The 20,814-nt window shown below is 71.5% G+C and carries 19 protein-coding genes; 10 read left to right on the top strand and 9 right to left on the bottom strand.

Features of this window, described 5'->3' with window-relative positions:
• Nucleotides 1-19: 19 nt before the first annotated feature.
• From OV090_RS15515 to OV090_RS15505, 3 genes are all read left to right on the top strand, one after another.
• The gene (locus OV090_RS15515) at nucleotides 20-817 is read left to right on the top strand and encodes an SAM-dependent methyltransferase (protein WP_267704429.1); all 798 of its coding nucleotides are present in this window, start codon (nucleotides 20-22) and stop codon (nucleotides 815-817) included.
• 417 nt (nucleotides 818-1,234) lie between these two features.
• Nucleotides 1,235-1,699: a ferritin-like domain-containing protein gene (locus OV090_RS15510; RefSeq protein ID WP_267704428.1), complete on the top strand. Its 465-nt coding sequence runs from the start codon at nucleotides 1,235-1,237 to the stop codon at nucleotides 1,697-1,699.
• A 60-nt stretch (nucleotides 1,700-1,759) separates the two neighbouring features.
• Complete coding sequence (locus tag OV090_RS15505) at nucleotides 1,760-2,527, top strand: hypothetical protein (protein WP_267704427.1); 768 nt, start codon at nucleotides 1,760-1,762, stop codon at nucleotides 2,525-2,527.
• A gap of 117 nt (nucleotides 2,528-2,644) precedes the next feature.
• Here the strand turns inward: OV090_RS15505 and OV090_RS15500 are convergent, their stop codons facing one another.
• Nucleotides 2,645-3,382: a TerB family tellurite resistance protein gene (locus OV090_RS15500; RefSeq protein WP_267704425.1), complete on the bottom strand. Its 738-nt coding sequence runs from the start codon at nucleotides 3,380-3,382 to the stop codon at nucleotides 2,645-2,647.
• Between the two features lie 275 nt (nucleotides 3,383-3,657).
• Between OV090_RS15500 and OV090_RS15495 the strand changes: the two genes are divergently transcribed.
• Nucleotides 3,658-4,440, top strand: coding sequence for a hypothetical protein (locus OV090_RS15495; RefSeq protein WP_267704423.1), 783 nt, complete (start codon nucleotides 3,658-3,660; stop codon nucleotides 4,438-4,440).
• 303 nt (nucleotides 4,441-4,743) lie between these two features.
• Nucleotides 4,744-5,241, top strand: a complete 498-nt coding sequence (locus OV090_RS15490; RefSeq protein ID WP_267704421.1) for a CAP domain-containing protein — start codon at nucleotides 4,744-4,746, stop codon at nucleotides 5,239-5,241.
• 25 nt (nucleotides 5,242-5,266) lie between these two features.
• Here OV090_RS15490 and OV090_RS15485 read toward each other — a convergent pair whose 3' ends face one another.
• The 5 genes from OV090_RS15485 to OV090_RS15465 form a co-directional block, all read right to left on the bottom strand.
• Complete coding sequence (locus OV090_RS15485; RefSeq protein ID WP_267704419.1) at nucleotides 5,267-7,468, bottom strand: oligopeptide transporter, OPT family; 2,202 nt, start codon at nucleotides 7,466-7,468, stop codon at nucleotides 5,267-5,269.
• A 42-nt stretch (nucleotides 7,469-7,510) separates the two neighbouring features.
• Nucleotides 7,511-8,602, bottom strand: a complete 1,092-nt coding sequence (locus OV090_RS15480) for a calcium/sodium antiporter (RefSeq protein WP_267704418.1) — start codon at nucleotides 8,600-8,602, stop codon at nucleotides 7,511-7,513.
• 131 nt (nucleotides 8,603-8,733) lie between these two features.
• On the bottom strand, nucleotides 8,734-9,462 hold the full coding sequence (locus OV090_RS15475; protein ID WP_267704417.1) for a hypothetical protein: 729 nt from the start codon (nucleotides 9,460-9,462) through the stop codon (nucleotides 8,734-8,736).
• Between the two features lie 77 nt (nucleotides 9,463-9,539).
• Nucleotides 9,540-11,240, bottom strand: a complete 1,701-nt coding sequence (locus tag OV090_RS15470; RefSeq protein ID WP_267704416.1) for a serine hydrolase domain-containing protein — start codon at nucleotides 11,238-11,240, stop codon at nucleotides 9,540-9,542.
• Entirely contained in the window at nucleotides 11,230-11,808 is a 579-nt protein-coding gene (locus tag OV090_RS15465; RefSeq protein WP_267704415.1) for a sigma-70 family RNA polymerase sigma factor, read from the bottom strand. Before OV090_RS15465 ends, OV090_RS15470 begins: the two co-directional genes overlap by 11 nt.
• Nucleotides 11,809-12,158: 350 nt before the next feature.
• On the opposite strand from OV090_RS15465, the gene OV090_RS15460 reads away from it, so the two are divergent.
• Nucleotides 12,159-12,503 carry an AgmX/PglI C-terminal domain-containing protein gene (locus OV090_RS15460; RefSeq protein ID WP_267704413.1) on the top strand — a complete coding sequence of 115 codons (345 nt, stop codon included), beginning with the start codon at nucleotides 12,159-12,161 and terminating at the stop codon, nucleotides 12,501-12,503.
• A 126-nt stretch (nucleotides 12,504-12,629) separates the two neighbouring features.
• Here the strand turns inward: OV090_RS15460 and OV090_RS15455 are convergent, their stop codons facing one another.
• A complete protein-coding gene (locus OV090_RS15455; RefSeq protein ID WP_267704412.1) occupies nucleotides 12,630-13,049 on the bottom strand; it encodes a hypothetical protein in 420 nt (139 codons plus the stop codon).
• A gap of 523 nt (nucleotides 13,050-13,572) precedes the next feature.
• Between OV090_RS15455 and OV090_RS15450 the strand changes: the two genes are divergently transcribed.
• Both OV090_RS15450 and OV090_RS15445 read left to right on the top strand, forming a co-directional pair.
• Complete coding sequence (locus OV090_RS15450; RefSeq protein WP_267704411.1) at nucleotides 13,573-14,376, top strand: phytanoyl-CoA dioxygenase family protein; 804 nt, start codon at nucleotides 13,573-13,575, stop codon at nucleotides 14,374-14,376.
• Between the two features lie 378 nt (nucleotides 14,377-14,754).
• Nucleotides 14,755-15,558 (top strand): DUF1963 domain-containing protein, encoded by an 804-nt coding sequence (locus tag OV090_RS15445; RefSeq protein WP_267704410.1) that lies wholly within the window; start codon nucleotides 14,755-14,757, stop codon nucleotides 15,556-15,558.
• A gap of 127 nt (nucleotides 15,559-15,685) precedes the next feature.
• Here the strand turns inward: OV090_RS15445 and sulP are convergent, their stop codons facing one another.
• Both sulP and OV090_RS15435 read right to left on the bottom strand, forming a co-directional pair.
• Nucleotides 15,686-17,389 carry a sulfate permease gene (gene sulP, locus OV090_RS15440; RefSeq protein ID WP_267704409.1) on the bottom strand — a complete coding sequence of 568 codons (1,704 nt, stop codon included), beginning with the start codon at nucleotides 17,387-17,389 and terminating at the stop codon, nucleotides 15,686-15,688.
• Nucleotides 17,390-17,753: 364 nt separating this feature from the next.
• Nucleotides 17,754-18,401: a hypothetical protein gene (locus OV090_RS15435; RefSeq protein WP_267704407.1), complete on the bottom strand. Its 648-nt coding sequence runs from the start codon at nucleotides 18,399-18,401 to the stop codon at nucleotides 17,754-17,756.
• A 104-nt stretch (nucleotides 18,402-18,505) separates the two neighbouring features.
• On the opposite strand from OV090_RS15435, the gene OV090_RS15430 reads away from it, so the two are divergent.
• Nucleotides 18,506-19,498 carry a MopE-related protein gene (locus OV090_RS15430; RefSeq protein ID WP_267704406.1) on the top strand — a complete coding sequence of 331 codons (993 nt, stop codon included), beginning with the start codon at nucleotides 18,506-18,508 and terminating at the stop codon, nucleotides 19,496-19,498.
• A 610-nt stretch (nucleotides 19,499-20,108) separates the two neighbouring features.
• On the top strand, nucleotides 20,109-20,333 hold the full coding sequence (locus tag OV090_RS15425) for a hypothetical protein (protein WP_267704405.1): 225 nt from the start codon (nucleotides 20,109-20,111) through the stop codon (nucleotides 20,331-20,333).
• Nucleotides 20,334-20,814: the final 481 nt, after the last annotated feature.

Below are 20,814 nucleotides of genomic sequence, written 5' to 3'. Positions count from 1 at the left end.
CGGTGCTAGGTTGCGCGCGATGCTCCGCCGCGCCGCGCTCCTCCTCCTCGCGCTGACCGCCTGTCGCCCCGTGGCCGAGCCGGCAGTGGTCAGCGCGCCCGACGCGGCGCCCGGGCTCGACGAGGCGGCGATCCGGGCGATCGTGGAAGATCCGGCCCGGCCGGCGGCGGAGCGGGAGCTCGACCCGGGGCGCAAGCCGGAGGAGCTGCTGCGGTTTTTGGCCCTGCGTCCGGGGATGCGGCTCGCCGACCTCGGGGCCGGCCGCGGCTACACGACCTTCTTGCTGGCTCGCGCGGTCGGGCCCGATGGCGTGGTCTACGCGCAGAACAACAAGTTCGTGACCGACCGGTTCTTGGAGCCGGCCTGGACCGAGCGGCTGAAGACGCCGGAGCTGCGCAACGTGGTCCGCGTCGATCGCGAGTTCGACGACCCGCTGCCGCCCGAGGCCCGCGACCTCGACGGCGTGATCAACGTGCTCTTCTATCACGACACCTACTGGATGGGCACCGACCGCACCCGCATGAACCAGGCGATCTTCGCCGCGCTGCGCCCCGGCGGCTTCTACGTGATCGTCGATCACAGCGCGCGCGCAGGGGCCGGCGCCAGCGAGGCCGAGTCGCTCCACCGCGTCGAGGAGTCGACGGTGGTCGAGGAAGTGCTACAGGCGGGCTTCGAGCGCGCGGGGTCGGCGGAATTTCTCCGCAACCCGGATGACCCGCGCGACTGGAACGCGGCGCCGTCGGCTGCGGCGGCGGCGGGGAAGCGCGGCACGGCCGACCGCTTCGTGGTTCGCTTCGTGAAGCCCGCAAACCTCTGAGCCCGGCAGCGCGCGCGGTCCGTGGACCCGCATCCAGGTCTGGCCCCAGGCCCGCTCGACCTCGCGGTCCTGCAGCCGGTCGCGCCGCCGCTCGAGCGCCTCGCCCAGCGGCGCCACCAGCAGCAGCGGCAACAGGAGCATGGCCACGAGCGCCTCCATCCCGTCCAGTGTGACCCCGCCGCGGTCACCCGGCCACCCGCCTGCGTGACGCGGTCGGCTCGGCGCGGCCACGCGCCGGGCGCTGCTGCGCAGACATGGCCTGAAGGACATGTCGTGACGGTCATGCCCCGAAAGACACCTGACGCGCCGCGCCAGTGTCCGCTGGCACGGTCGCGTCCGCTGGCCGCGCCGGGGCCGCCGCGCGGGCCCCTTGACAGCTCGATGTCGTCGGTCACGGTTGTGTTCGGAGGACGCGCCATGGCTCTACCCAAGCCGCTCATGGACTCGCTGCTGTCGCAGTACCGCGGCGAATTGTCCGCGATCGAAGCTTACGACCGCGCGCTGCAGAAGTTCGCCGGCCAGACGGAGGAGGCCGAGCTGCTGCGGCTGCGAGAGGACCACCTCGGGGCAGTGCGCCGGCTGGGCGCGATCATCCGCCAGCACGGCGGCGTCGAGCCGGAGAGCTCCGGCGCGTGGGGCTCGCTGACGACCGGCCTCGAGCGTCTGGCCTCGATCGTCAACGACGAGGTCCCCCTGCGCGTGCTGCACCGCGGCGAGACGGTCGGCTACGAGGGCTACGCCAAGCTCCTGTCCGACCCGACGCTGGAGACCGACGTGGTGCAGGAGCTCCAGGTCCTGCTCGACCACTCGCAGGACCACCTGACCCGCCTGGAAACGATGCTCGAGCAGCTGCCCGCCGCGCCCAATCGCCCGATGATCTAGCGATTGGACGCGAGGCCTCGCCCAGTCTATCGTGAGTGCATGCACTTACGATGGATTGGGTTGTCTTCTTCGCTCCTCGCCCTCGGCTGTCTGCTCCCGGCGTGCGTCGTGCAAAAGGCCGACAGCGGCGGCACCGAGCCGACGTCGACGGACACTTCGGGCCCGGCCGCCAGCGCGACCGAGTCGGCCAGCAGCGAGGCGCCCGGCGTCCCGTCGAGCACGGGCGAGGCCACGAGCCCGGGCGAGACCACGAGCACCACCGCGGAGCCGCTCACGACCACCGCGGACTCGCAGAGCTCGACCAGCGGCGGGGTCCAGCACATGGTCTGCGAGATCCCGTTCCCCGAGCCGGCGCCTGAGCTGCCGCCGATCAACTTCGGCCCCGACGCGCGGCCCCGGTTCGACGACTGGACCGACCTCGACTGCGGCAGCCTGACTGCAGCGGCCTGCGGCCAGCCCCAGGACCCGCCGTGCAACGGGATCTGCCTGCGCGGCACGGCGGGTGGCCCGGGCGTGTGCACCTTCGCCGACATCGACATCTGGTGCGACGGGGAGGGTGAGGCGATCGGCTACGGCGAGGGCACCTGCTGGGCCTGCTCGCCGTCCGAGGCGCGGGCGCTGGCCTGCTGCGAGTTCCCCGAGGGCTTCGACTGCCGCGACTGGCCGTACCCGAGCGACGGCCCGCCCGGGAGCATCTGCGCCCGCCACGAAGACTGCGAGCCCGGGCTGGTGTGCGGCGCGCACCGGGGCAAGGGCTACGGGATCTGCCAGTGCCCCGGCCTCGACGCGGAAGACGTGGCGCCGCCGCAGAGCTGCTTCCAGCAGTGAGCGTAAGCGCCTGTCCGCAAGGACAGGCGCGCGGGCTGCGAGAGCGACGCCTGCTCCAAGAGACAGGAGGTCCGAAGCAGTGCGCCTGATTGAAGCTGTCCGCGAGGACAGGCGGCGTCAGCCGAGGATCACGCGGGCGACGTCCTCGGGGACGGCCATGCGCGCCGCGAGGGCGAGGAACAGCTGGCGGCCGACAGCGGCGTGGTTGCTGCTGCGGATCTGGCGAGCGATCTCCTCGAGCGCCCGACCGCGACGCTCGGGCTCGGCGAGCTGCAGGGCGCCGCCGAGCTCGTCGAGAGTAGGAGCCTGGTCGAGCAGACGCAGGGCCCGCTGGCGGCGCGGCTCGCTGAGCGGAAGGCGGGCCAGGAGGACGCGGAACTCGGCCCGGCCGTCCTCGTCGATCGTCTGCATCGGATCTCGCGCCGCGTCGGCACGGCGGTGCAGCATCATCGCCGCGAACGCGGCCACGTACTGCGCCAGCTCACCCGCTTCCGCCGTCCACGCCTTGCGCCACGCCGTCAGCGGCTCGCGGTCGACGCCGAGCAGCTCGCCGACGCGGCCGAGCACCTCCGCCTCCTCCGCGCTGCCCTCGCCGTCGACCAGCGCGATCGACCAGGCGCTGCGCAAGATGTCCGCCGCGCGCTCGGCCGGCGGCTGCGGCAGCCCGCGGGCGTACTCCCACAGCGCCCCCGCGTCGGCGAAGCGATCGATCCACGCGTCTTGCTCCTCGGCGGGCAGCTGCTCATGCGCCAGCCCCAGGATCCGCGTCGCCTCGCCGCCCTTGAGCACGCCATCGGCCAGCGCGACGAGGCCGGCCGAGGTCAGAGTCCACGCTTGTTCGTCAGTGAGCGCCACGCGCCCACGTTAGCCAGCTTCGGCCGGGGCGTCACCCGCTCGCGTGACGCGCGGCCGCGCCTGCCGTCGATGTCGACCCCGGCGCGCGCGACCCAACATCATATCCGTCTTTGCCCACGAACGAGAAGTGGTTTCGAGCACGAGGCGCGGCGAGGGGACGCGGGCGGACATCGGTCGTGGGACGTGTGGGGACTGGAGGGGACTCAGGATGACGGTAGGGGACTTGTGGGGACACGGCGGGCTCGGGTATGGTGGGCGGAGAGCGAGGCCAAGCCATGGACTTCAGGCAGCGGACGCGACACGAGATCACCCGCGACGTCCGGATCACCGCCGCGGGGTTCGCCCAGGAGCTCGTCAAGACCGCGGTCGCGTCGCTGCAGCGCGCGGCGGTCAGCGACAGCGACCCCGACGTAGTGCGGCTCTTCGACGAGGTCGACGCGCTCGTCGACCGCTTTCGCAGCCATCACCGCGAGCTCAGCAACGCGCGGGTGTTGCGGCGCGGCAATCAACTGGCGCGGCCGCCGGAGCCGGGCGTGCCGGAGCCGGCGCGGCCGTTCTCCTACGTCGGCGCCTACTTCGGGGCTTACAGCGACTTCGACGCGTTCGCCCGCGGCGCGCTCGGCTTCACCGGCCGCGTCCATCCGCGCACCGACATGGCCGGGATCGGCCTCGACATGCACCTGCAGCGGCACTTCTGGACCGTCGAGCGCGAGGGCACGCTGTACGCCTTCCGCCTCGGCGACGAGGGCGGCGAGGGCGAGGCGCAGCAGGCCGAGCACGTGCGCCGGCTCCTGCGCGCCCGCTTCGGCGACGACGGCATCGACGAGGCGCTCCCGGTCTACGCCGGCAAGTTCGCCAGCATCCCCGAGTTCGTCCGCGACTTCCTGTGGAAGCTGCCCTTTCCGACCTGGCTCTTGATTCATGTCGACGTGACCACCCTCGGCTACGAGTGGAGCGTCGACCGATCGATCTTCACCCTCGCGGCCGGCGAGGGCAAGATGCACGTGTTCATCCGCCGCGACCCGCTGTCTCACTGGCGCTATCGCCTGCCGGTGTGACGCGGGCGCGGAGGTCGTTCCTCGACCGGTCGAGCGAGGCGCTGGCGGCTCGGGGCCTGCGGCGCGTGGGGCGAGCGCCGCTCCGCCTCGCCACGGTCGACCTCGCGCGAGGCCGCGGCGCATCGGTGGAGGCGACGGACGTCGCCCGGCTCCGCTCGCGTTCGCCGGACGCGACGGGCGCTCGAGCCACGCTCGTTCCTCATGTCCACCCGCATCCATCCTCATCCTCGGTCCGCCGCGCGCCCCGCCGCCGGCCTCCTCGTCGCCGGCCTGACGGCGCTCGCAGCGGCTTGCCTTCCAGACATGTCCCGGGAGACATATAGCGACTCTTCGGCGATCGAGGTCGCGATCGTGCCGCGGTCCGACCCCGAGGCGGGCCGCCTCGCCGGGATCACTGCCGCGCACAACGCAGTGCGCGCCGAGCTGAACATCGCGCCCCTGAGCTGGTCACCGCAGGTCGCCGCGTTCGCTCAGGCGTGGGCCGACACGTTGGCGGAGCAGGGCTGCGTGACGATACACCGCCCGTACGAGGGGCCCGACGCGCAGAAGTACGGCGAGAACCTCTTCAGCAGCTGGGGCTACGCGCCGAGCGCCGTGGACGTGGTAGCAGACTGGGCCTCGGAGGCCGAGGACTACACCGCGCTCACCGACACCTGCAGCGGCGTGTGCGGCCACTACACGCAGGTCGTGTGGGCCGCCAGCGAGCGCCTCGGCTGCGGCATGGCCAGCTGCGGCGACAAGGAGGTGTGGGTCTGCAACTACGACCCGCCCGGCAACATCTGGGGCGAGCGCCCGTACTGACGCTCGCGGCGGCGCGGCGCGCCCGTCAGCGGCGCGCCACCAGCACCAGCCCGAGGATGAGCAGGCCGAACGGGATCAGCGACCCGATGTCGCCGAGCTCGGCAGTCTCCCCGAAGTTGATCGCGTGCTGCACCGATGGCGCGAGGGCCAGCAACGCCAGGCCGATGCCCGCGATCGCCCCGCCGGCGATGAGGCCGCTCGACATCAGCACGCCAGGGCTCGACTCGGCCTCGAGCTCGCTCTCGGCGGCCAGGCCGGCCTCGGAGCGCCGGCGCTGGCGCGCGCGGTCGGCGAAGTGACGCACGAGGCCGCCGACGAAGATCGGCGCGCTGGCGGCGATCGGCAGGTACACGCCGACGGCGAACGGCAGCGCGCTGACGCTGGCCAGCTCGAGCGTCACCGCGATCATCACCCCGAGGATGACGAGCACCCACGGCAGCTGCTGGGTGAGGATGCCGTCGGTGATGAGCGCCATCAGGCTCGCCTTGGGCGCGTCGTACTTGACCACCGGCGTGTCGTCGTCGCGCTTCTTGACCCGGCCGTTGATGCCCGGGTCGACCAGGTACTTGATCTTGCCTGTCTCGTCGACCAGGTACTTGCCGGCCGGGATGCCGTCGCGCGGCTTGGGCAGCTGCAGCACCCGATAACTGGCCGAGTCGCTCACCGCCTCGGGCCCGCGCAGCGGCTCGGCCGGGCCGAGCGGCACGTCGGCGGGCGCGTGCACGCCGGCGGCCTCGTGCTTCAGCGTGTAGACGGTGCTGGCGTTGTTCAGCAGCAGCAGCGTGAAGCCGATCACCAGCGCCGAGGTGGCCGAGCCGATGATCATCGTGATCTGCTGTCGCCGCGGGGTCGCGCCGATGAGCGCGCCGGTCTTCAGCGACTGGGCCGTGGTCCCGCCGACGCTGGCGGCCACGCAGACGACGCCGGCGATGGTGAGCGCGCCGAGGCGATGCTCGGGCCCGACCCAGTCGGCGGCGAGGAAGATCAGGCAGGTCAGCAGCAGGGTCGCCACGGTCATGCCGGAGATCGGGTTCGACGACGAGCCGATCTCGCCGGTCAGGCGGCCCGACACGGTGACGAACAGGAACGCGAACAGGCCCATCAGCAGCGCGCCGAGGAAGCCGACCGGGAAGAACGGCGACAGGCTGATCGCGGTGATCACCCCCAGCGCGCCGAGCAGCACCACCTTCATCGACAGCTCGCGCTCGGTGCGGATCACCGCGGTATCACTCTTGTCGCCGCCGAGCGAGGACAGGCCGGCGCGCAGCGACGAGACGATCGTCGGCAGCGAGCGCGCCATGCTGATGATGCCGCCGGCCGCGACCGCGCCGGCGCCGATGTAGAGCACGTAGGCGTTGCGGATGTCGTCGATGCCCATCGACGCGATCGGCTTGGTGGCCGGGAACACCAGCGCGTCGGGGCTGGCGCTGCCGAAGAACTTGATCATCGGGATCAGCACCAGATACGACAGCACGCCGCCGCCGAGCATGATCCCGCCGACGCGCAGCCCGACGATGTAGCCGACCCCGAGCAGCTCCGGCGAGATCTCCGCGCCCACCGAGCCGCCCGGCAGCACCCCCGGCGTGTGCACGGTGAGGTCGCCCTGCGGCGTGGCGATCGTCTTCGTCCCGCCCGAGACCCACGTCGGCACCTCCTTCCACAGGTGCGCGCCCGCCATCGCCAGCTTGTAGAACAGGCCGACGAAGAAGCCGGAGAACACGGTGCGCGCGGTCGATCCGCCGCGCTCGCCGACCTTCAGCACCTCGGCGCAGGCGGTGCCCTCGGGGAACGCCAGCGACTTGTCGGCCATCATCGGCCGGCGCATCGGCGAGAACAACAGCACGCCGAGGATGCTGCCGAGGATCGCCACCAGCATCACGCGGCCGATGTCCATGTCGTAGCCGAGGATCATCAGCGCCGGCATGGTGACGCCGACGCCGAACGCGATCGACTCGCCGGCCGAGCCGGCCGTCTGCACGGTGTTGTTCTCGAGGATGGTGGCGCGGCGGGTCCCGAGCGCGCGGCTCAGCGCGCGCAGCACGGTGATCGCCAGCACCGCCACCGGGATCGAGGCCGACACGGTGAGGCCGACCTTGAGGGTGAGGTAGATCGACGACGCGCCGAACACGATCCCGAGCAGGACGCCGAGCAGCAGCGGCCCGCGCGTCAATTCGGGCGGGTCGCGGTCGGGCGGGACGGGGATCGGGAGGGCTTCGCCGGCGGACACGCGGCGACGGTAGCCGATCCGCGCCCAGCGGTCACGCGCGATTCAGGCGGCCTGCTTGCGCCGCTGCTTCAGCTCGAGCACGAGGCCGAGCAGCAGGGTGATCGCGGTCAGCGGCAAGGCGACGTAGCGCATCAGCATGCCGTAGGTCGCCAGCGCCGCGTGCTGCTGCGAGGCGAGGATCAAGTAGGCCGTGTACGCGACGTAGTAGAACAGGAACAGCGCGCCCTCCCAGCGGGCCAGGCCGCCGCCGGTGATGAACAGCGGCAGGCAGGACACGGCGACCGCGGTCATCACCGGGATGTCGAACGACAGCGCGGCCGGGGCGACCGCGACGCCGTTCGGCGCGACTGCGGCGCTGATGCCGAGGACGCAGAAGACGTTGAAGATGTTGCTGCCGACCACGTTGCCGACGGCGATGTCGCGCTGGCCGCGGATCGCGGCGAGCACCGACGTGGCGACCTCCGGTAGCGAGGTGCCGGCGGCGACGATCGTCAAGCCGATGACGAGCTCGCTGACGCCGAACAGGCGGGCGAACGCGACCGCGCCGTCGACCAGCCAGCCCGAGCCGAGCACCAGCATGCCGAGGCCCGCGGCGACCATGACCAATTGGACAGGTAGCTTGGCGGTCATGCTGCCGGGTTGGGCCAGCGGGACCTCCTCGTCGCTGCTCTGGCCGTCGCGCTTGGCGATCCGCAGCAGCAGGAAGGTGTAGACCAACAGGGAGACGAACAGGACGATGCCGTCGACGCGGCCGATCGTGCCGTCGAGCGCCATCAGCCAGCAAGCCGCGCTGGCGACGATCATCAGCGGCACGTCGAAGCGGACCAGTTGCCGCTGGACCAGCAGCGGCGCGATCAGGGCCGAGACGCCGAGGATGAACAGGACGTTGAAGATGTTGCTGCCGACGACGTTGCCGAGCGCGACGTCGGCGCCGCCGTCCGGCGACAGCGCCGCGCTGACCGAGACTGCGAGCTCGGGCGCCGAGGTGCCGAAGGCGACGACCGTGAGGCCGATGACCAGCGGCGAGATGCCCAGGCGTGCGGCGAGGCGAGCGGCGCCGTTCACCAGCAGCTCGGCGCCGACGACGAGGAGGACGAGGCCGAGGACGAACAGCGCGATGGTGACGGCGGACATCGGTGGCCGGGAGGATACGCGACCGAACCGCTGTTCGCCGCTCGCAGGCGCCTGCGCGCGGGCAGGAGCGCCGTGGCGGAGGGGGGCCGTCGCAGAGGGGCCGTGCCCCCGACGCGCGGCGGCGCTCGCCCTTACTTCTTCTTCTTGTCCTTGGCGTCGCCCTCGCCCTCACCGTCCTTGAACTTGTTGACGGTGAGCGTCTCGTCCTTCTCGATCTCCTCGAGCGCCTTGTTGATGCCCTCGAGCTCGGTCCGCGCGTTCTTGATGGCCTCGGTGAACGCCGCCTCGCTGGCGATGGTCGGCCCGAGGTTGTTGACGATCTCTTCGAGCGGGCGGAACAGCTTGTTGTAGCTGGCCTGGGTGTTGCCGCCCTTGGTGCTGCGCTCCGACAGCTTGTCGATCTGCTTGATCAGCGCCTTGAAGCGGTCCTGCAGCGGCTTGATGCCCTTGTCGGCGGCCTTCTGCGGGTCCTTCGCGGCGGCCCACTTGCCGGCCTCTTTCTCGACGTCGTCGATGAACTTGCCGGTGTCGACGTCGAGCTGCTTGTACTCCTTGATGCGCGTCTTGATCCACTCGCGCTCGGCCTTCTCCATCTCCTTGGCGTTCTCGGCCGCCAGCTCGGCGTCGATCTCGGCCTTGGTCTTGAAGCCGGCCTCCTTGCGGCGGCGCGCGAGCTCCTCCTCCGACACGCCGGCGTCCTGCTTGAGCTCCGACACCTTCTTGGTCGGCGGACCGATCTGTTCGGCGATCGACTTGCGCTCGCCGCCGTCGCACGCGGGCGCGGCCAGGAGCGCCCACGGCAGGGCGAGCATCAAGCTGCGCGTTACGACATGGCCCGAGAGAACAGAACGTTTGGACATGAGCAGATCCCCCAGCCGGCACGATACGAGCGCCGGCGCGGGGTTGTCAAATACCGCTCGGTGTTCCCCTTCTTGCCTCACTCCTTCTTGAGGATAAAACGCAGTTCGCCGGCCTGAAGCGTGAGATGAGCGACGGGCGCGCCCGGAGGCCCGAATTCCGCGATCGTGGCCGACGGATCTTTGAAGAAGAAGCGGTCCTCGCCCATGAAGTGCATCCACTTGTCGCCGTGCTCGGGCACGTTCATCCACAGGCGATCGCCTCTGCGGAACACCCGGACCTGCTCGATCGCGCTGAGCTCGTCCTCCTCGACCAGGCCCTTCAGCTCCTTGTGCGTCGTCTCCGTCAGCACGTAGTTGCCGACGTAGCGGCCGAGCTGCGGGGCCGACAGCCGGATCTCCTCGAACTCGCGCGGCGGCTGGACCTCGCCGCCGTGGACGATCTGCGCCAGGTCGTAGGTGACCGCGCGGGTGTCGATCGCCTCGGTGTTGGCGAGCACGAATACAGTGATGCCGTCGCCGAGGAAGCGGGCGATCGTGGCGTTATAGCCCTCGACGCCGCCGGGGTGCCACGCGATCGTGCTGCCGCCGTCCTGGCGGACGAACCAGCCCATGCCGTACTCCTCGCGCACGACCGTGGTCATCTCGTCGAGGCTCTTCTGCGCCAAGAGCAGGCCCGGCGTGCGCAGGGCGCGGTCCCAGCGGGCCAGGTCGGCGGCGGTCGAGACCATGCCGGCCGCGCCGCCGTAGGCCGAGAAGTGGCGCTGCCCCGCGGGCACGAGCACCTCGTCCTCGTCGAACTCGTGGCCCAGCGCGTCGGCGGACAGGCCGAGCCCGCTGTTCTTCATGCCCGCGGGCGCGAGCACGTTGGCGCGCAGGTAGTCGGCCAACGGCTCGCGCGCGACCTGCTCGACCAGTTGCCCGAGCAGGAAGTAGCCCGAGTTGCTGAGGTCGAAGTCGGTGCCGGGCACGAACTCGAGCGGCAGGTCCTGGAAGATCGCCCGCACGTCGGCCGCCGCGACCGGGCGCGTGTGCCCGACCGAGAACACCGCGGCGTCGGTGTAGCTGGGGATCCCCGAGGTGTGGGTGAGCAGCTGGCGGACGGTGATCCGGCCGCCGATCGCGGGGTAGTCGGGGATGTACTTGCGGACAGGTGCGTCGAGGTCGACGAGGCCGCGGTCGCGCAGCTGCAGCACCGCGACCGCGGTGAAGGTCTGGGTCAGCGAGCCGATCTTGAACTTCGTGTTCGCGTCGATCGGGCTCTCGCGGCCGAGGTCGGCCCGGCCGTAGCCGCGCGTCAGCACCAGCTCGCCGTCCTTCACCACGCCGACGACGCCGTGGAACTTGAAGGCCTCGCCGTAGTTGCGGCCGAACGCGCCGAGGTAGGCGTCGATGCGGGCCGTGAGGTCGGCAGGAAGCGCGAGCGCGGGCACCGGCGGGCCCTCCGGCAGGGCCGCGCCGATCGACACCTCGTCGCGCGGCGCCTCGGCCGGGATGACCTCCGGGACATGTCGAGAAAGACCTGTCCATTCGGGCAGCCAGCCGGCGGCCGCGGCGGCGACCGCGGCGACTGCGACGGCGAGCACGCCGGCCGCGGCGACGCCGGCGAGGCGGGGCAGGCCGAGGCCGAAGAAGCGGCGGAACGGCGTGCGCTCGGGCTCGCTGCGGCCCTCGGCGGCGAGGGCCGCGAGGACGCGGTCGGCGAAGTCGGTCGGCGGCTCGGCGGCGGTGAACGCCGCGAGCGCGCGGCGCTCGGCGTCGGTGCGGGGTTCATCGTGCACGGTACACCTCCTCCAGGGCGCGGCGCAGGGCGGCGCGGGCGCGAGACAGTCGGGACTTCACGGTGCCGAGATCGATCTGCAGGTTGTCGGCGATCTCGGCGTACTCGAGCTCGTGGTACTCGCGCAGCATGAAGGCGGCGCGGAACTCGGGGGACAGGTCGTCGATCGCCTGTTGCAGCGCGGTAGCGAGGCGCACGCGCTCGGCGTCGGCGTCGGCCGCGGCGGGACCGGCGGGCTCGGCGAGCGGATCGATCGGCGCCACTTCAGGCCGGCGCCGCCGCAGCTCGTCGATCGCCAGGCGGCTGGCGATCGTCAAGATCCACGTCGACAGCCGCGCGGGTCCGCGGCGGTCGAACCCCTGCAGGGCGCGGAACACTCGCAAAAATGTCTCTTGGGCCAGGTCCTCGACCAGCGGCGCCGCGGCCCGCCCGTGCAGCATGCGCGACAGCAGCGCGAACACGGGGCGTTGATAGCGGATGACGAGGTCCCTCCGCGCCCGCGCGTCGCCCCGCTGGGCGCGGGCCAGCGTGAGCTCGTCGAGCTCGTCGGGTGGTGGTCGTGGCGGCACGGCTTCGGGGTCCCGCGAGGCGAGGGCGGTCACGCGAGGGTGTCACGGGCGGCCCGCCCGCGGGTTCCCGATCGACGCCAAAAAGCACGAGACCGGCCGCCACGTGGCGATGGAGGCGCCTGCGCGAAAATGAACGGCGAAGGACGCGACGTTTCGGACGAGCGCTCGGGAGGCGGTGTGATGCGGTCCTCGGGAGGCTCCGCGATCTTCAGAGGTGCGGAACTCAGAGATGATGCGAGGACCGTCGAGGTCGAGCAGAAAGATCGCGGGCTGCGGGAACCTCGGCGCCTCAGGTCCGTGAGACGGGGCGAACGGAGGAACACAACGCAATGCGCAGATGGTACCCGGCGATGCTACTCACCACGATCGTGACCGCGACCACCCCGGCCCGGGCCGGCGGCGGATCGCTCGACAAGGACGAGATCCGCAAGGTCGTGAAGACGCACATCCAGGAGATCCGCAGCTGCTACAACGAGGGCCTGTCGCGCAAGCCGACGATGGCGGGCAAGCTGACGGTGGACTTCGAGATCGCGGCCGGCGGCGAGGTCAGCAGCAGCAAGATCCATCAGGGCTCGACCCTGGCCGACGCGAAGGTCGAGGGCTGCATCGCGGCGACGGTGCAGTCGTGGAAGTTCCCGGCGCCGACCGGCGGCTCGGTGCAGGTCAGCTACCCGTTCGAGTTCGCTCCGGGGTGACGGACGCGCCCCTGCGAGGCGCGATGACCCGTGCGAGCTCGAGGCGCCCGAGCTCGCACGGGTCATCGGCGAATTTTATTTTAAATTCTAAGACCAAACTATGTCTTTCAGGACATGTCGCCGAGGTCAGCCCCAGAGCTGGAGGCCGATGGCGATGAGACCGCCGAGCACGGCGCCCCACAGGCCGCCGAGCACGGCGCCGGCGGCTCCGCCGACGAGGGCGGTGTCGCTGATGGGCGGCTCGGCGGGCGCGGGCGGCTCGGCCTGCGCCTCCTCGGCCGCGGGTGCCGGCCTGTCGTCGGTGATGGCGGGGGCCGGCGCGCACTTCGGCAGGCGGCGCGGGGTCGGCTTCTGGACGCAGCGCAGGCAGCCCGGCAGCAAGGCGAGGACCTTGGGGTGCGGGCGGACGGCGTCGATGTCCCAGGCGCCGCGGCCGTCGTCGCAGCCGAACCGCGAGAAGGCGAGCTTGCGGCGGCAGCGGTGACAGAAGCCCTGCGTGGAGGTGTAGATCGAGTTGAGGGTGTCGCTGTCGAAGGCCATGGTCATCGCCAGGAGGTAGGGCTCGTATAGGCGAGTCGCCTTATCTGGTGCGGACCATGCGATCGGCCTGTGGAGGGCCTGCAGACGGGCCATGAACGACGTTCTGCGCGAGTCCGTCCGGACCTGCGCGGCGGCCGCTGATGCGCGCTTTTGCGGCCCGCGAACGGCCTCTGCGCAGCGCGCCCGCAAGGGCTGCGTGGGTGAGGAACATGCGGCCCGTGACGGCCGCCACGACGCGCTCACGCGGACGACTGGCACGCTCCAAGAGGTGACTGAATGGACATGACCTTTCAGGCATGTCTTATCAAACATGATGATGCCTGCGGGCCCACCGGGCCCAGGCGTGTGGCTTGAGTCGGTCGCGCCGGTGGGTTATGCTGCCGGCGACATGATGATGTTCACGATCGCTTCGGCCTTCTTCCAAGTTTGAGGCAGCGCGCTTCGAACCGGGCGCCTCGCGCCCACGGCTGAACTGCCGGCCTCCGCACGCCCGCGGCGCTGCGGGCCGGCGCGATCGGAGAATTTTTTCATGACTGCCCACGACAATTCCCCCCGCGCGCTCGGCGACGGGGACATCGACAATTTCATCCGCGACGGCTTCGTCCGCATCGACCACGCCTTCCCGCGCGAGGTGGCCGACGAGGCCCGCGCGATCCTCTGGCGTGACACCGGCTGCGACCCCGCCGACCCTGCGACCTGGACCCGGCCGGTGATCCGGCTCGACCAGTACGGCCAGCCGCCGTTCGTCGCCGCGGCCAACACTGCGGTGCTGCGCGACGCCTACGACACGCTGGTCGGACGCGATCGCTGGCTGCCGCGCGGGACGCTCGGCACCTTCCCGGTGCGGTTCCCGTCGCCCGTCGATCCCGGCGATGCCGGCTGGCACGTCGACGTCAGCTTCGGCTTCGACACTCCGGACTTCATGGAATGGCGCGTCAACCTGGTCTCGAAGGGCCGCGCGCTGCTGATGTTGTTCCTGTTCTCCGACGTCGGCGAGGACGACGCGCCGACGCGGATCCGCGTCGGCTCGCACCTGGCGATCGCGCGCCGGCTGGCGTCGGCCGGCGACGCCGGGCTGACCCTGCGCGAGCTCGTGGCCGATGATTTCGGCGGCTCGGCGCAGCTGCCCGAGGCGCTGGCGGTCGGCGAGGCCGGGACGGTGTACCTGTGCCATCCGTTCCTCGTCCACGCGGCTCAGCTCCACCGCGGGACGCGGCCGCGGTTCCTCGCGCAGCCGCCGTTGCAGGCGCGCGAGCCGTTCCGGCTCGAGCGGGCCGACGGCGATTACGTGCCGGTCGAGGCGGCGATCCGCCGCGCGCTCGGTCGCGAATGAGGTGAGCGACGGGCCGCCGCGCGAGGCCTCGCGCGGCGGGCCCGCGCGCGACAGTTCGACAGGCGCAGGTGACATGTCCGAAGCGACATGTCATCGCTTCGCCGGCCGGTGACATGCAGCTGTCGATGGGGTGGGGATGTCCCTGGGGACAGGTGGCGAGGCCACGTATGTCCCGCAGGACAGATTCAGGCGATCATCCCGATCGGCGCTGGAGGCGGGACGCGAGCGATCCACTGAAGCCCGGAGATCGTCGGTTCGCCCGGGACTGGAGCGCGGGCGTGATTCACGGCGCCAGGAGCTCGCGGGCGGCGTGCTCGGCGAGCATCCCGATCGGCGCTTGCGCCACCCAGGCCGATGGCCTAGCTTCGCGCACCCCCCATGGCGAACAAGCAGAGCGAGTCGTTCAACCTCGAAGACGTGCGGCCCCGGCTGGAGCGGACGGCGTTCGTGCCGACGCTGGTGGCGGTAACCGACGACCCCGATTACGTCGACGACGAGACGGTGCTCGGCGTCGACGACGTCGCCGCGGCGAAGATCGGCGGAGCCCCGTTCCTGTCGAAGGAGGCGCCGACGCCGAGGTGCGGCAAGTGCAAGCAGCCGCTCCGCTTCGTGCTGCAGCTGCGTCGCTCCGATCTTCCGGCTGCCGCGCAGGCGAGCCTCGCCGACGAGCTGCTGCAGCTGTTCTGGTGCGACGACTGTCAGAGCAGCGGCGGCGCGGAGAACCCGTGGAGCAAGGGAGCGCTGATCCGCGAGGTCGCGCTCGGCGAGCCGGTCGCGCCGGCCAGGGCGAACCTCGACGACGAAGACGAGGATGAGGAGGTGGACGCGCTGTCGGTGACGTTCATCCGCGACTGGCGCGAGGTGCAGGACTACCCGTCGACGCTGGTCGAGTCCCTGGCGGCCGCGCTCGAGGTCAGCGCGAAGTCGGAAGCGACCTGCGAGCGCCTGGAGGCGCTCGCGGAGGCGATGGACGAGGCGGAGCTCGAGACGCTCGACGGCATCAAGCTCGGCGGCTGGCCGCAATGGGTCTCGGAGCCCGAGACGGTCAAGTGCAAGTGCAAGACGGTGATGCAGCCGGTGATTCAGCTCGGCGAGAGCGCGGTGGTGGTCGGTGACGGCGGGTCGACGTGGATCGTCGCCTGCCCGGCGTGCGGCAAGAAGGCGTACTTCTGCCAGCAATGAGGCGGGCGGGAGTCGAACGTGAACATGTCCCGTGGGACATGCAGCGAGGGGCGGCCTCGCGGGCGAGGATGCGACCAGGTCTCGGCGCGCGGGCGGAAGTTTTCTTGAACATGTCCCGTGGGACATGTCACGGCCAGGCTTGCGTGGCGCGAGAATCGGGCGTCGGCGCCTGGCCGCCGCTGGCGCGCTGGACGGCCTCGTGGGCGGTGAAGCTGAAGCGGTCGGCGCCGAGCTCGGCGGTGAAGCCGCTGCGGGCGAGGACGTCGCGCACGGGGCCCTTGAGGTCGGCGACGTAGAGGTCGATGCCGTGGCGGCGCAGCTCGCCGAGGAAGTCGCGCAGGTTGGCCAGCGCCGACACGTCGATGTCGTGGACGCCGCCCGCGTCGATGACGACCGCGCGCGCCTTCTCGGCGGCGATCCGGCGCCGGATCTCGTCGATCAGGTAGGTCGCGTTGGCGAAGTACAGCGGCGCGTCGAGGCGGATGATGACGACCCCGGGGACGGTCTCGGCGTCGGGGAAGCGGAGGACGTTGCGGTAGACCTGGGTGCCGGGCAGGCGGCCGAGCACGGCGGTGTGCGGGCGCGTGGTCCGCAGCACGAACAGCAGCAGCGAGGCGCCGACGCCGAACGCGAGGCCGAGGCCGACGCCGAGCGCGAGGGTGGTGGCGAAGGTGATCGCCAGCGGCACGAGCTCGCGCGGGCGCGTGCGCCGGAGCTCGCGCACGAACGCGACGTCGACCAGGCGCGCGACCGCGACGACGATGATCGCCGACAGCACCGCGCGCGGCAGGGTGGCGAGCAGCGGGGCGAACAGGACGAGGGTGAGGGCGACGAGCGCGGCCGAGACGACGCCGGCGAGCGGGCTGCGAGCGCCGGCCTGGGCGTTGACCGCGGTACGCGACAGGCCGCCGGCGATCGGGTAGCCGCGCACGAGGCCGGCGGCCATGTTGGCGAAGCCGAGCGCGAGCAGCTCCTGGTCGGGCTCGACGACCTCGCCGCGGCGGGCGACGGCGAGGCCGGACGAGAACGCCTCCATGAACGAGATCAGGGCGATGAGCCCGGCCGCCGGGGCGAGGCCGAGCAGCAGCTCGCGGTCGACTGCGGGCCAGGTCGGCGCGGGCAGGCCCGAGGGCACCGGGCCGAGCAGGGCGAGGCCGCGGGCGTCGAGGGCGAACGCGTAGCCGGCGACCGTGGCGAGGACGACCACGAGCAGCGCCTTGCCGCGGAATTTTCCGAGAGCGACCAGGGCGAGCACGGCGCCGACGCCGAGCGCGACGGTGGGCCCGTGGACGGCGCGCAGCTGCTCGGCGAGCGCGACGAAGAGCGGCCACAGGGCGGCGCTGCTCGGCAGCTTGAGGCCGAGCAAGGGGCCGAGCTGACTGGCGATGATGAGGATCGCCGCGGCCGAGGTGAAGCCGCGCAGGACCGGCAGCGAGAGGAAGTTGACGACGAAGCCGAGGCGCAGGGCGCCGGTGACGGCCTGGAACGCGCCGGCGAGGATGGCCAGGGCGGACGCCGCGGCGACGTAGGTGGCGATGTCGCCGTTCGCCAGCGGGGCGAGAGCGGCCGCGGTGAGCAGCGAGTCGAGGGCGACGGGGCCGACTGCGAGCCGCCGCGAGGTGCCGAGCACCGCGTAGATCAGCGGCGGGGCGAGCGCGGCGTAGAGGCCCGCGATCGGCGGCAGGCCGGCGAGCATGGCGTAGGCCATCGCCTGCGGCACCAGCAACACCGCCGTGGTCGCGCCCGCGAGCAGGTCGGCGGCGAAGTCGGCGCGGCCGTAACCGACGATCCAGCGCAGGAGTGCGCGCGGCTTGGGCTCGAGGGACGACATGCCGACGCGAGCGAGTGTGGCACGTTGTCGCCCCGGCTTCAGCGGCCGCCGACCGCAGCGCCGCAGCGGACGCGGCGATGAACGCGGTCCCGGCGACCGTGGCTGGCGCGGGCGGGACGGACGAGCGTCTCGTCACGCCCGGGCGTGAGGCGGCGCGGGCCGGGAGACACGGGCGAGAGGGGCTGGCGCGAGGGACATGCCGGATGTCCCGAGGGACAGGTCGTCAGGGGCCGCGCCTGCGGGCGCGATGTAGATTTTTATATGTCTCGAAGGACATGCACATCCTGGAGCGCGCCCAAAGGCCTGGCGCGAGGGACAGTTCGCCTGGCGCGAGGGACATGTCGCCTGGCGCGAGGGACAGGTCCTATTGTGCAGCCGCCTGGAGGGCGGCGGCGATGGCGGGCTCCTGGGCGTCCATGGTGGTGAGGAGCGAGTTGCAGGGGACCATGTCGTCGACGGTGATCTGCGACTCGGGCCATTCGCGGAAGCCGACGGTGTCGGAGCGCAGCTGGACCTTGCCGACCCAGGGGACGATCTTGGTCGGTGACGCGCCGGGGCGGGAGATCAGGGCGATGACCAGGCAGCCCTGGCCCTGGCGCGACAGCAAGAGGCCGACCGAGACGCCGGCGCAGCCCTCCTTGGGGCACACGCGCTCGGGCTCGGGACGGAAGTCGATCGGGCGGCCGGGCAGGTGCTTTTCGACGATGCGCCGCATCTGCTGTTGCAGGGCCGAGGCGAGGCTGCGGTTGTCGTCGACGATCTCCCGCGGGATGATGCGCGGCCACAGCACTGTCACGCCGCCTGCGTTGCCGGCCGACTTGGAGACGTTGCGCTCCTCGAGCGTCTCGGGGGCGGGCTGAGGGGCCGGTGTCGGCGTGGGCGAAGGGGCCGGGGCTGCGGTGGCCGGCAGGCCGGGCGCTGCAGAGGGCGGTGGTTGGCTGGGCGGCGCGTCGGTCGTTACGGGCGTGCAAGCGAGCAGGGCTGCGAGCAGGGGGGCGAGGCGCGTGCGCATGCGGCGAGTGTATCAAACGCGGCACGCGCTCGCGCTCGCGCGCGTGAGGCTTCGGCGGGTGCAGGCGGCCCGCGCGGACGGGGTTCCAGCTAGAGTGCGGAGCGATGAGAAGGGTGGCCGGTTTGGTGCTCGCGCTCGCGGGCTGCACGTTCGACGCCACGGGGCTGGGCGAGACGCCGCAGACCGGCGCCGGCGCGGGGCCGACGACCACGGGCTCGACGTCGGAGATGGTGCCGTCGACCGACCCCGGGCCGACGGGCTCGTCGACGAGCGAGGACACGCTCGGCGTGTCGGGCTCGGAGTCGATGACCGACGGCACCGGCGGACCAGGCGGCGATCCGACGTCGATGCCGCCGCTCACGACCACCACCGAGCCCGAAACGACGACCACCGACACCACGCAGCCGATGACCAGCACGACGGCGCCGGAGACGACGGGCTGCCCGCTGGTGATGCTCTACAAGGACAACGACAACGACAACTACGGCGACCCGAACACGCCCATGCTGGTCTGCGAGGGCGAGCAGGGGTGGGTGCCGGACAACAGCGATTGCAATGACATGTCGGCCAACTCACACCCCGGCATCACCGAGATGTGCGACGGGATCGACAACGACTGCGACGGGGTGTTCGACGAGTTCGACGCCGAGAGCAACAGCGACACCTGCGCCGGCTGCAAATTCAGGGTGCGCGAGGGGAGCCTGTATTACTTCTGCAACGAGGAGCTCGACTGGGAGCCGGCCGAGCAGTTCTGCGTGACCCGTGGGCTGCACCTGGTCAAGGACGACGGCGGCGACGAGCGCACCTTCCTGCTGCAGGAGATGGGCAACACCGGACTGTGGTGGACCGGCGGCAACGACCGCATGACCGAGGGCACCTTCAAGTGGGTGTCCGACGACACCAACGTGGCAGGCGACTCGTGGGGCAACAACGAGCCCAACAATCAGGAGTGGTTCCTGTGGGAGAACGCCGACTGCATGCTGCTCGTCGATAGCAACGGCGTGGGCGGCTACCCCGGCGGCGGCACGGGCGGCAAATGGGCCGATCACATGTGCGACGAGGGCTTCAAGTTCATCTGCGAGGGTCCGCTGCCGTGAGCAGCGGCGCGGGGCCGCGACAGACGCAGGCCCTCGCGCTGGCGGCAGCGCTGGCGGCGGCGTGCAGCTTCGACGGCGGCGGGTTCGGGCCCCGCGGGATGATATGACCCAAGAGACAGCCGCGTCGACGACCGGGACGGGCTGATTCTTCGTACGAGCGGCCTGAGCGGTGGACCGCCGGCGTCGTGAGCCGGATGATCTTCGGGACAGGTCGGATCGCCGCGCGAGCGGCAGTTGCCGGGCGTGGACCCCGAATGCTGCGCGGCGGGCGACGGCGAGACGGCGCCCCGGCGCGACGGACGACGCACGAGGTCCGCGCCGGTTCGGCGGCGGCCTTTTCAAGAGTGTCCTTTGAGACATGTCGATCGCGCCGCGCGCAGCGGCCAGCGCACGAGGCCCGCGCAAATTCGGCGGCGAGCATTCTGAAGAGTGTTCTTTGAGACATGTCGATCGCGCCGCGCGCAGCGGCGCGTCCGTGGCCGACTGGCGATAATGAACATGTCTCGAGAGACATGTGATGCGCAGTGCCGCGCGGGGCGAATGTGCGCTGCGCGGAACGGCGCGTGCTTCGGCGATGGCGAGGCGGCCGGGGCTCGGGCATAGAGGGGTCGTGAAGGCTGCGAGTGCGGGGACGGGGCCGAGCCGCTGGGCTCGGCAGGCGGCGACGTTGCTGGCGCAGGTCCGCGACGACGCGCTGCGCGACGACCTGCGGCTGCGCTTCGACGAGCGCGCCGCGATCTGCGAGATCGACGGCGAGCTGTCGCGCACGGAGGCGGAGCGGATCGCGTTCGAGTCGCTGGTCCAGGCGCTCGAGCGCCTGCGCGGCCGCAGCTAGCGGGGCCGCGCTCGGGTGAGCGGGGGATGGTCTTGGGGACAGGTCGAGCGAGTGCGCGGTGACAGTCTCGGGTGAGGGCGCCCGGAAGAGCTGTCCTGCGGGGCACGGCAGCGGCTCGGTGAGCGGACAGCGTCGGCAGCGCGGATGACTGGCGGCTGGCCCGGGATGGAGCGCGTCGCGATGGGGGAGCGCCCGTCGCCGGCGGTAGCGAGGGAGACGAACGAGGGAGCCAGGATCTCGGCTGTCTCAAGAGACATGTGAGTCTGCCCGGGCGGCCGCGGCGGTGGTCAGCCGCGGGAGCACGGGCGAGATTTTTAAAAAGTATGTCCTCGGGGACAGGCGGGGCAACGCACGGGCCCGAGCACGCGTGGCGAGCGACCGCGTCATGGGTCTCACCTTTTTTTTGAAGAATTTCGTCGACCGGCGCGACCTGGTCGCGCGCGCTGCCTCGTCCGGGCGGGAGGCGCGGCGCGTGACGCCG

It is taken from the genome of Nannocystis sp. RBIL2 (genome assembly GCF_026626745.1).
Lineage (GTDB): Bacteria > Myxococcota_A > Polyangia > Nannocystales > Nannocystaceae > Nannocystis.
Note: the sequence above shows the minus strand (reverse complement) of the source record. Positions and strands in the feature narration are given on the sequence as shown.

Bases quoted from the DNA above. Each gene is read 5' to 3' on its own strand.
- OV090_RS15435 (WP_267704407.1), bottom strand. From the start codon at position 18,401: ATGCGCACGCGCCTCGCCCCCCTGCTCGCAGCCCTGCTCGCTTGCACG.
- OV090_RS15450 (WP_267704411.1), top strand. From the start codon at position 13,573: ATGACTGCCCACGACAATTCCCCCCGCGCGCTCGGCGACGGGGACATC.
- OV090_RS15430 (WP_267704406.1), top strand. From the start codon at position 18,506: ATGAGAAGGGTGGCCGGTTTGGTGCTCGCGCTCGCGGGCTGCACGTTC.
- OV090_RS15510 (WP_267704428.1), top strand. From the start codon at position 1,235: ATGGCTCTACCCAAGCCGCTCATGGACTCGCTGCTGTCGCAGTACCGC.
- OV090_RS15515 (WP_267704429.1), top strand. From the start codon at position 20: ATGCTCCGCCGCGCCGCGCTCCTCCTCCTCGCGCTGACCGCCTGTCGC.
- OV090_RS15490 (WP_267704421.1), top strand. From the start codon at position 4,744: ATGTCCCGGGAGACATATAGCGACTCTTCGGCGATCGAGGTCGCGATC.
- OV090_RS15460 (WP_267704413.1), top strand. From the start codon at position 12,159: ATGCTACTCACCACGATCGTGACCGCGACCACCCCGGCCCGGGCCGGC.
- OV090_RS15445 (WP_267704410.1), top strand. From the start codon at position 14,755: ATGGCGAACAAGCAGAGCGAGTCGTTCAACCTCGAAGACGTGCGGCCC.
- OV090_RS15480 (WP_267704418.1), bottom strand. From the start codon at position 8,602: ATGTCCGCCGTCACCATCGCGCTGTTCGTCCTCGGCCTCGTCCTCCTC.
- OV090_RS15495 (WP_267704423.1), top strand. From the start codon at position 3,658: ATGGACTTCAGGCAGCGGACGCGACACGAGATCACCCGCGACGTCCGG.
- OV090_RS15475 (WP_267704417.1), bottom strand. From the start codon at position 9,462: ATGTCCAAACGTTCTGTTCTCTCGGGCCATGTCGTAACGCGCAGCTTG.
- OV090_RS15455 (WP_267704412.1), bottom strand. From the start codon at position 13,049: ATGACCATGGCCTTCGACAGCGACACCCTCAACTCGATCTACACCTCC.
- sulP (WP_267704409.1), bottom strand. From the start codon at position 17,389: ATGTCGTCCCTCGAGCCCAAGCCGCGCGCACTCCTGCGCTGGATCGTC.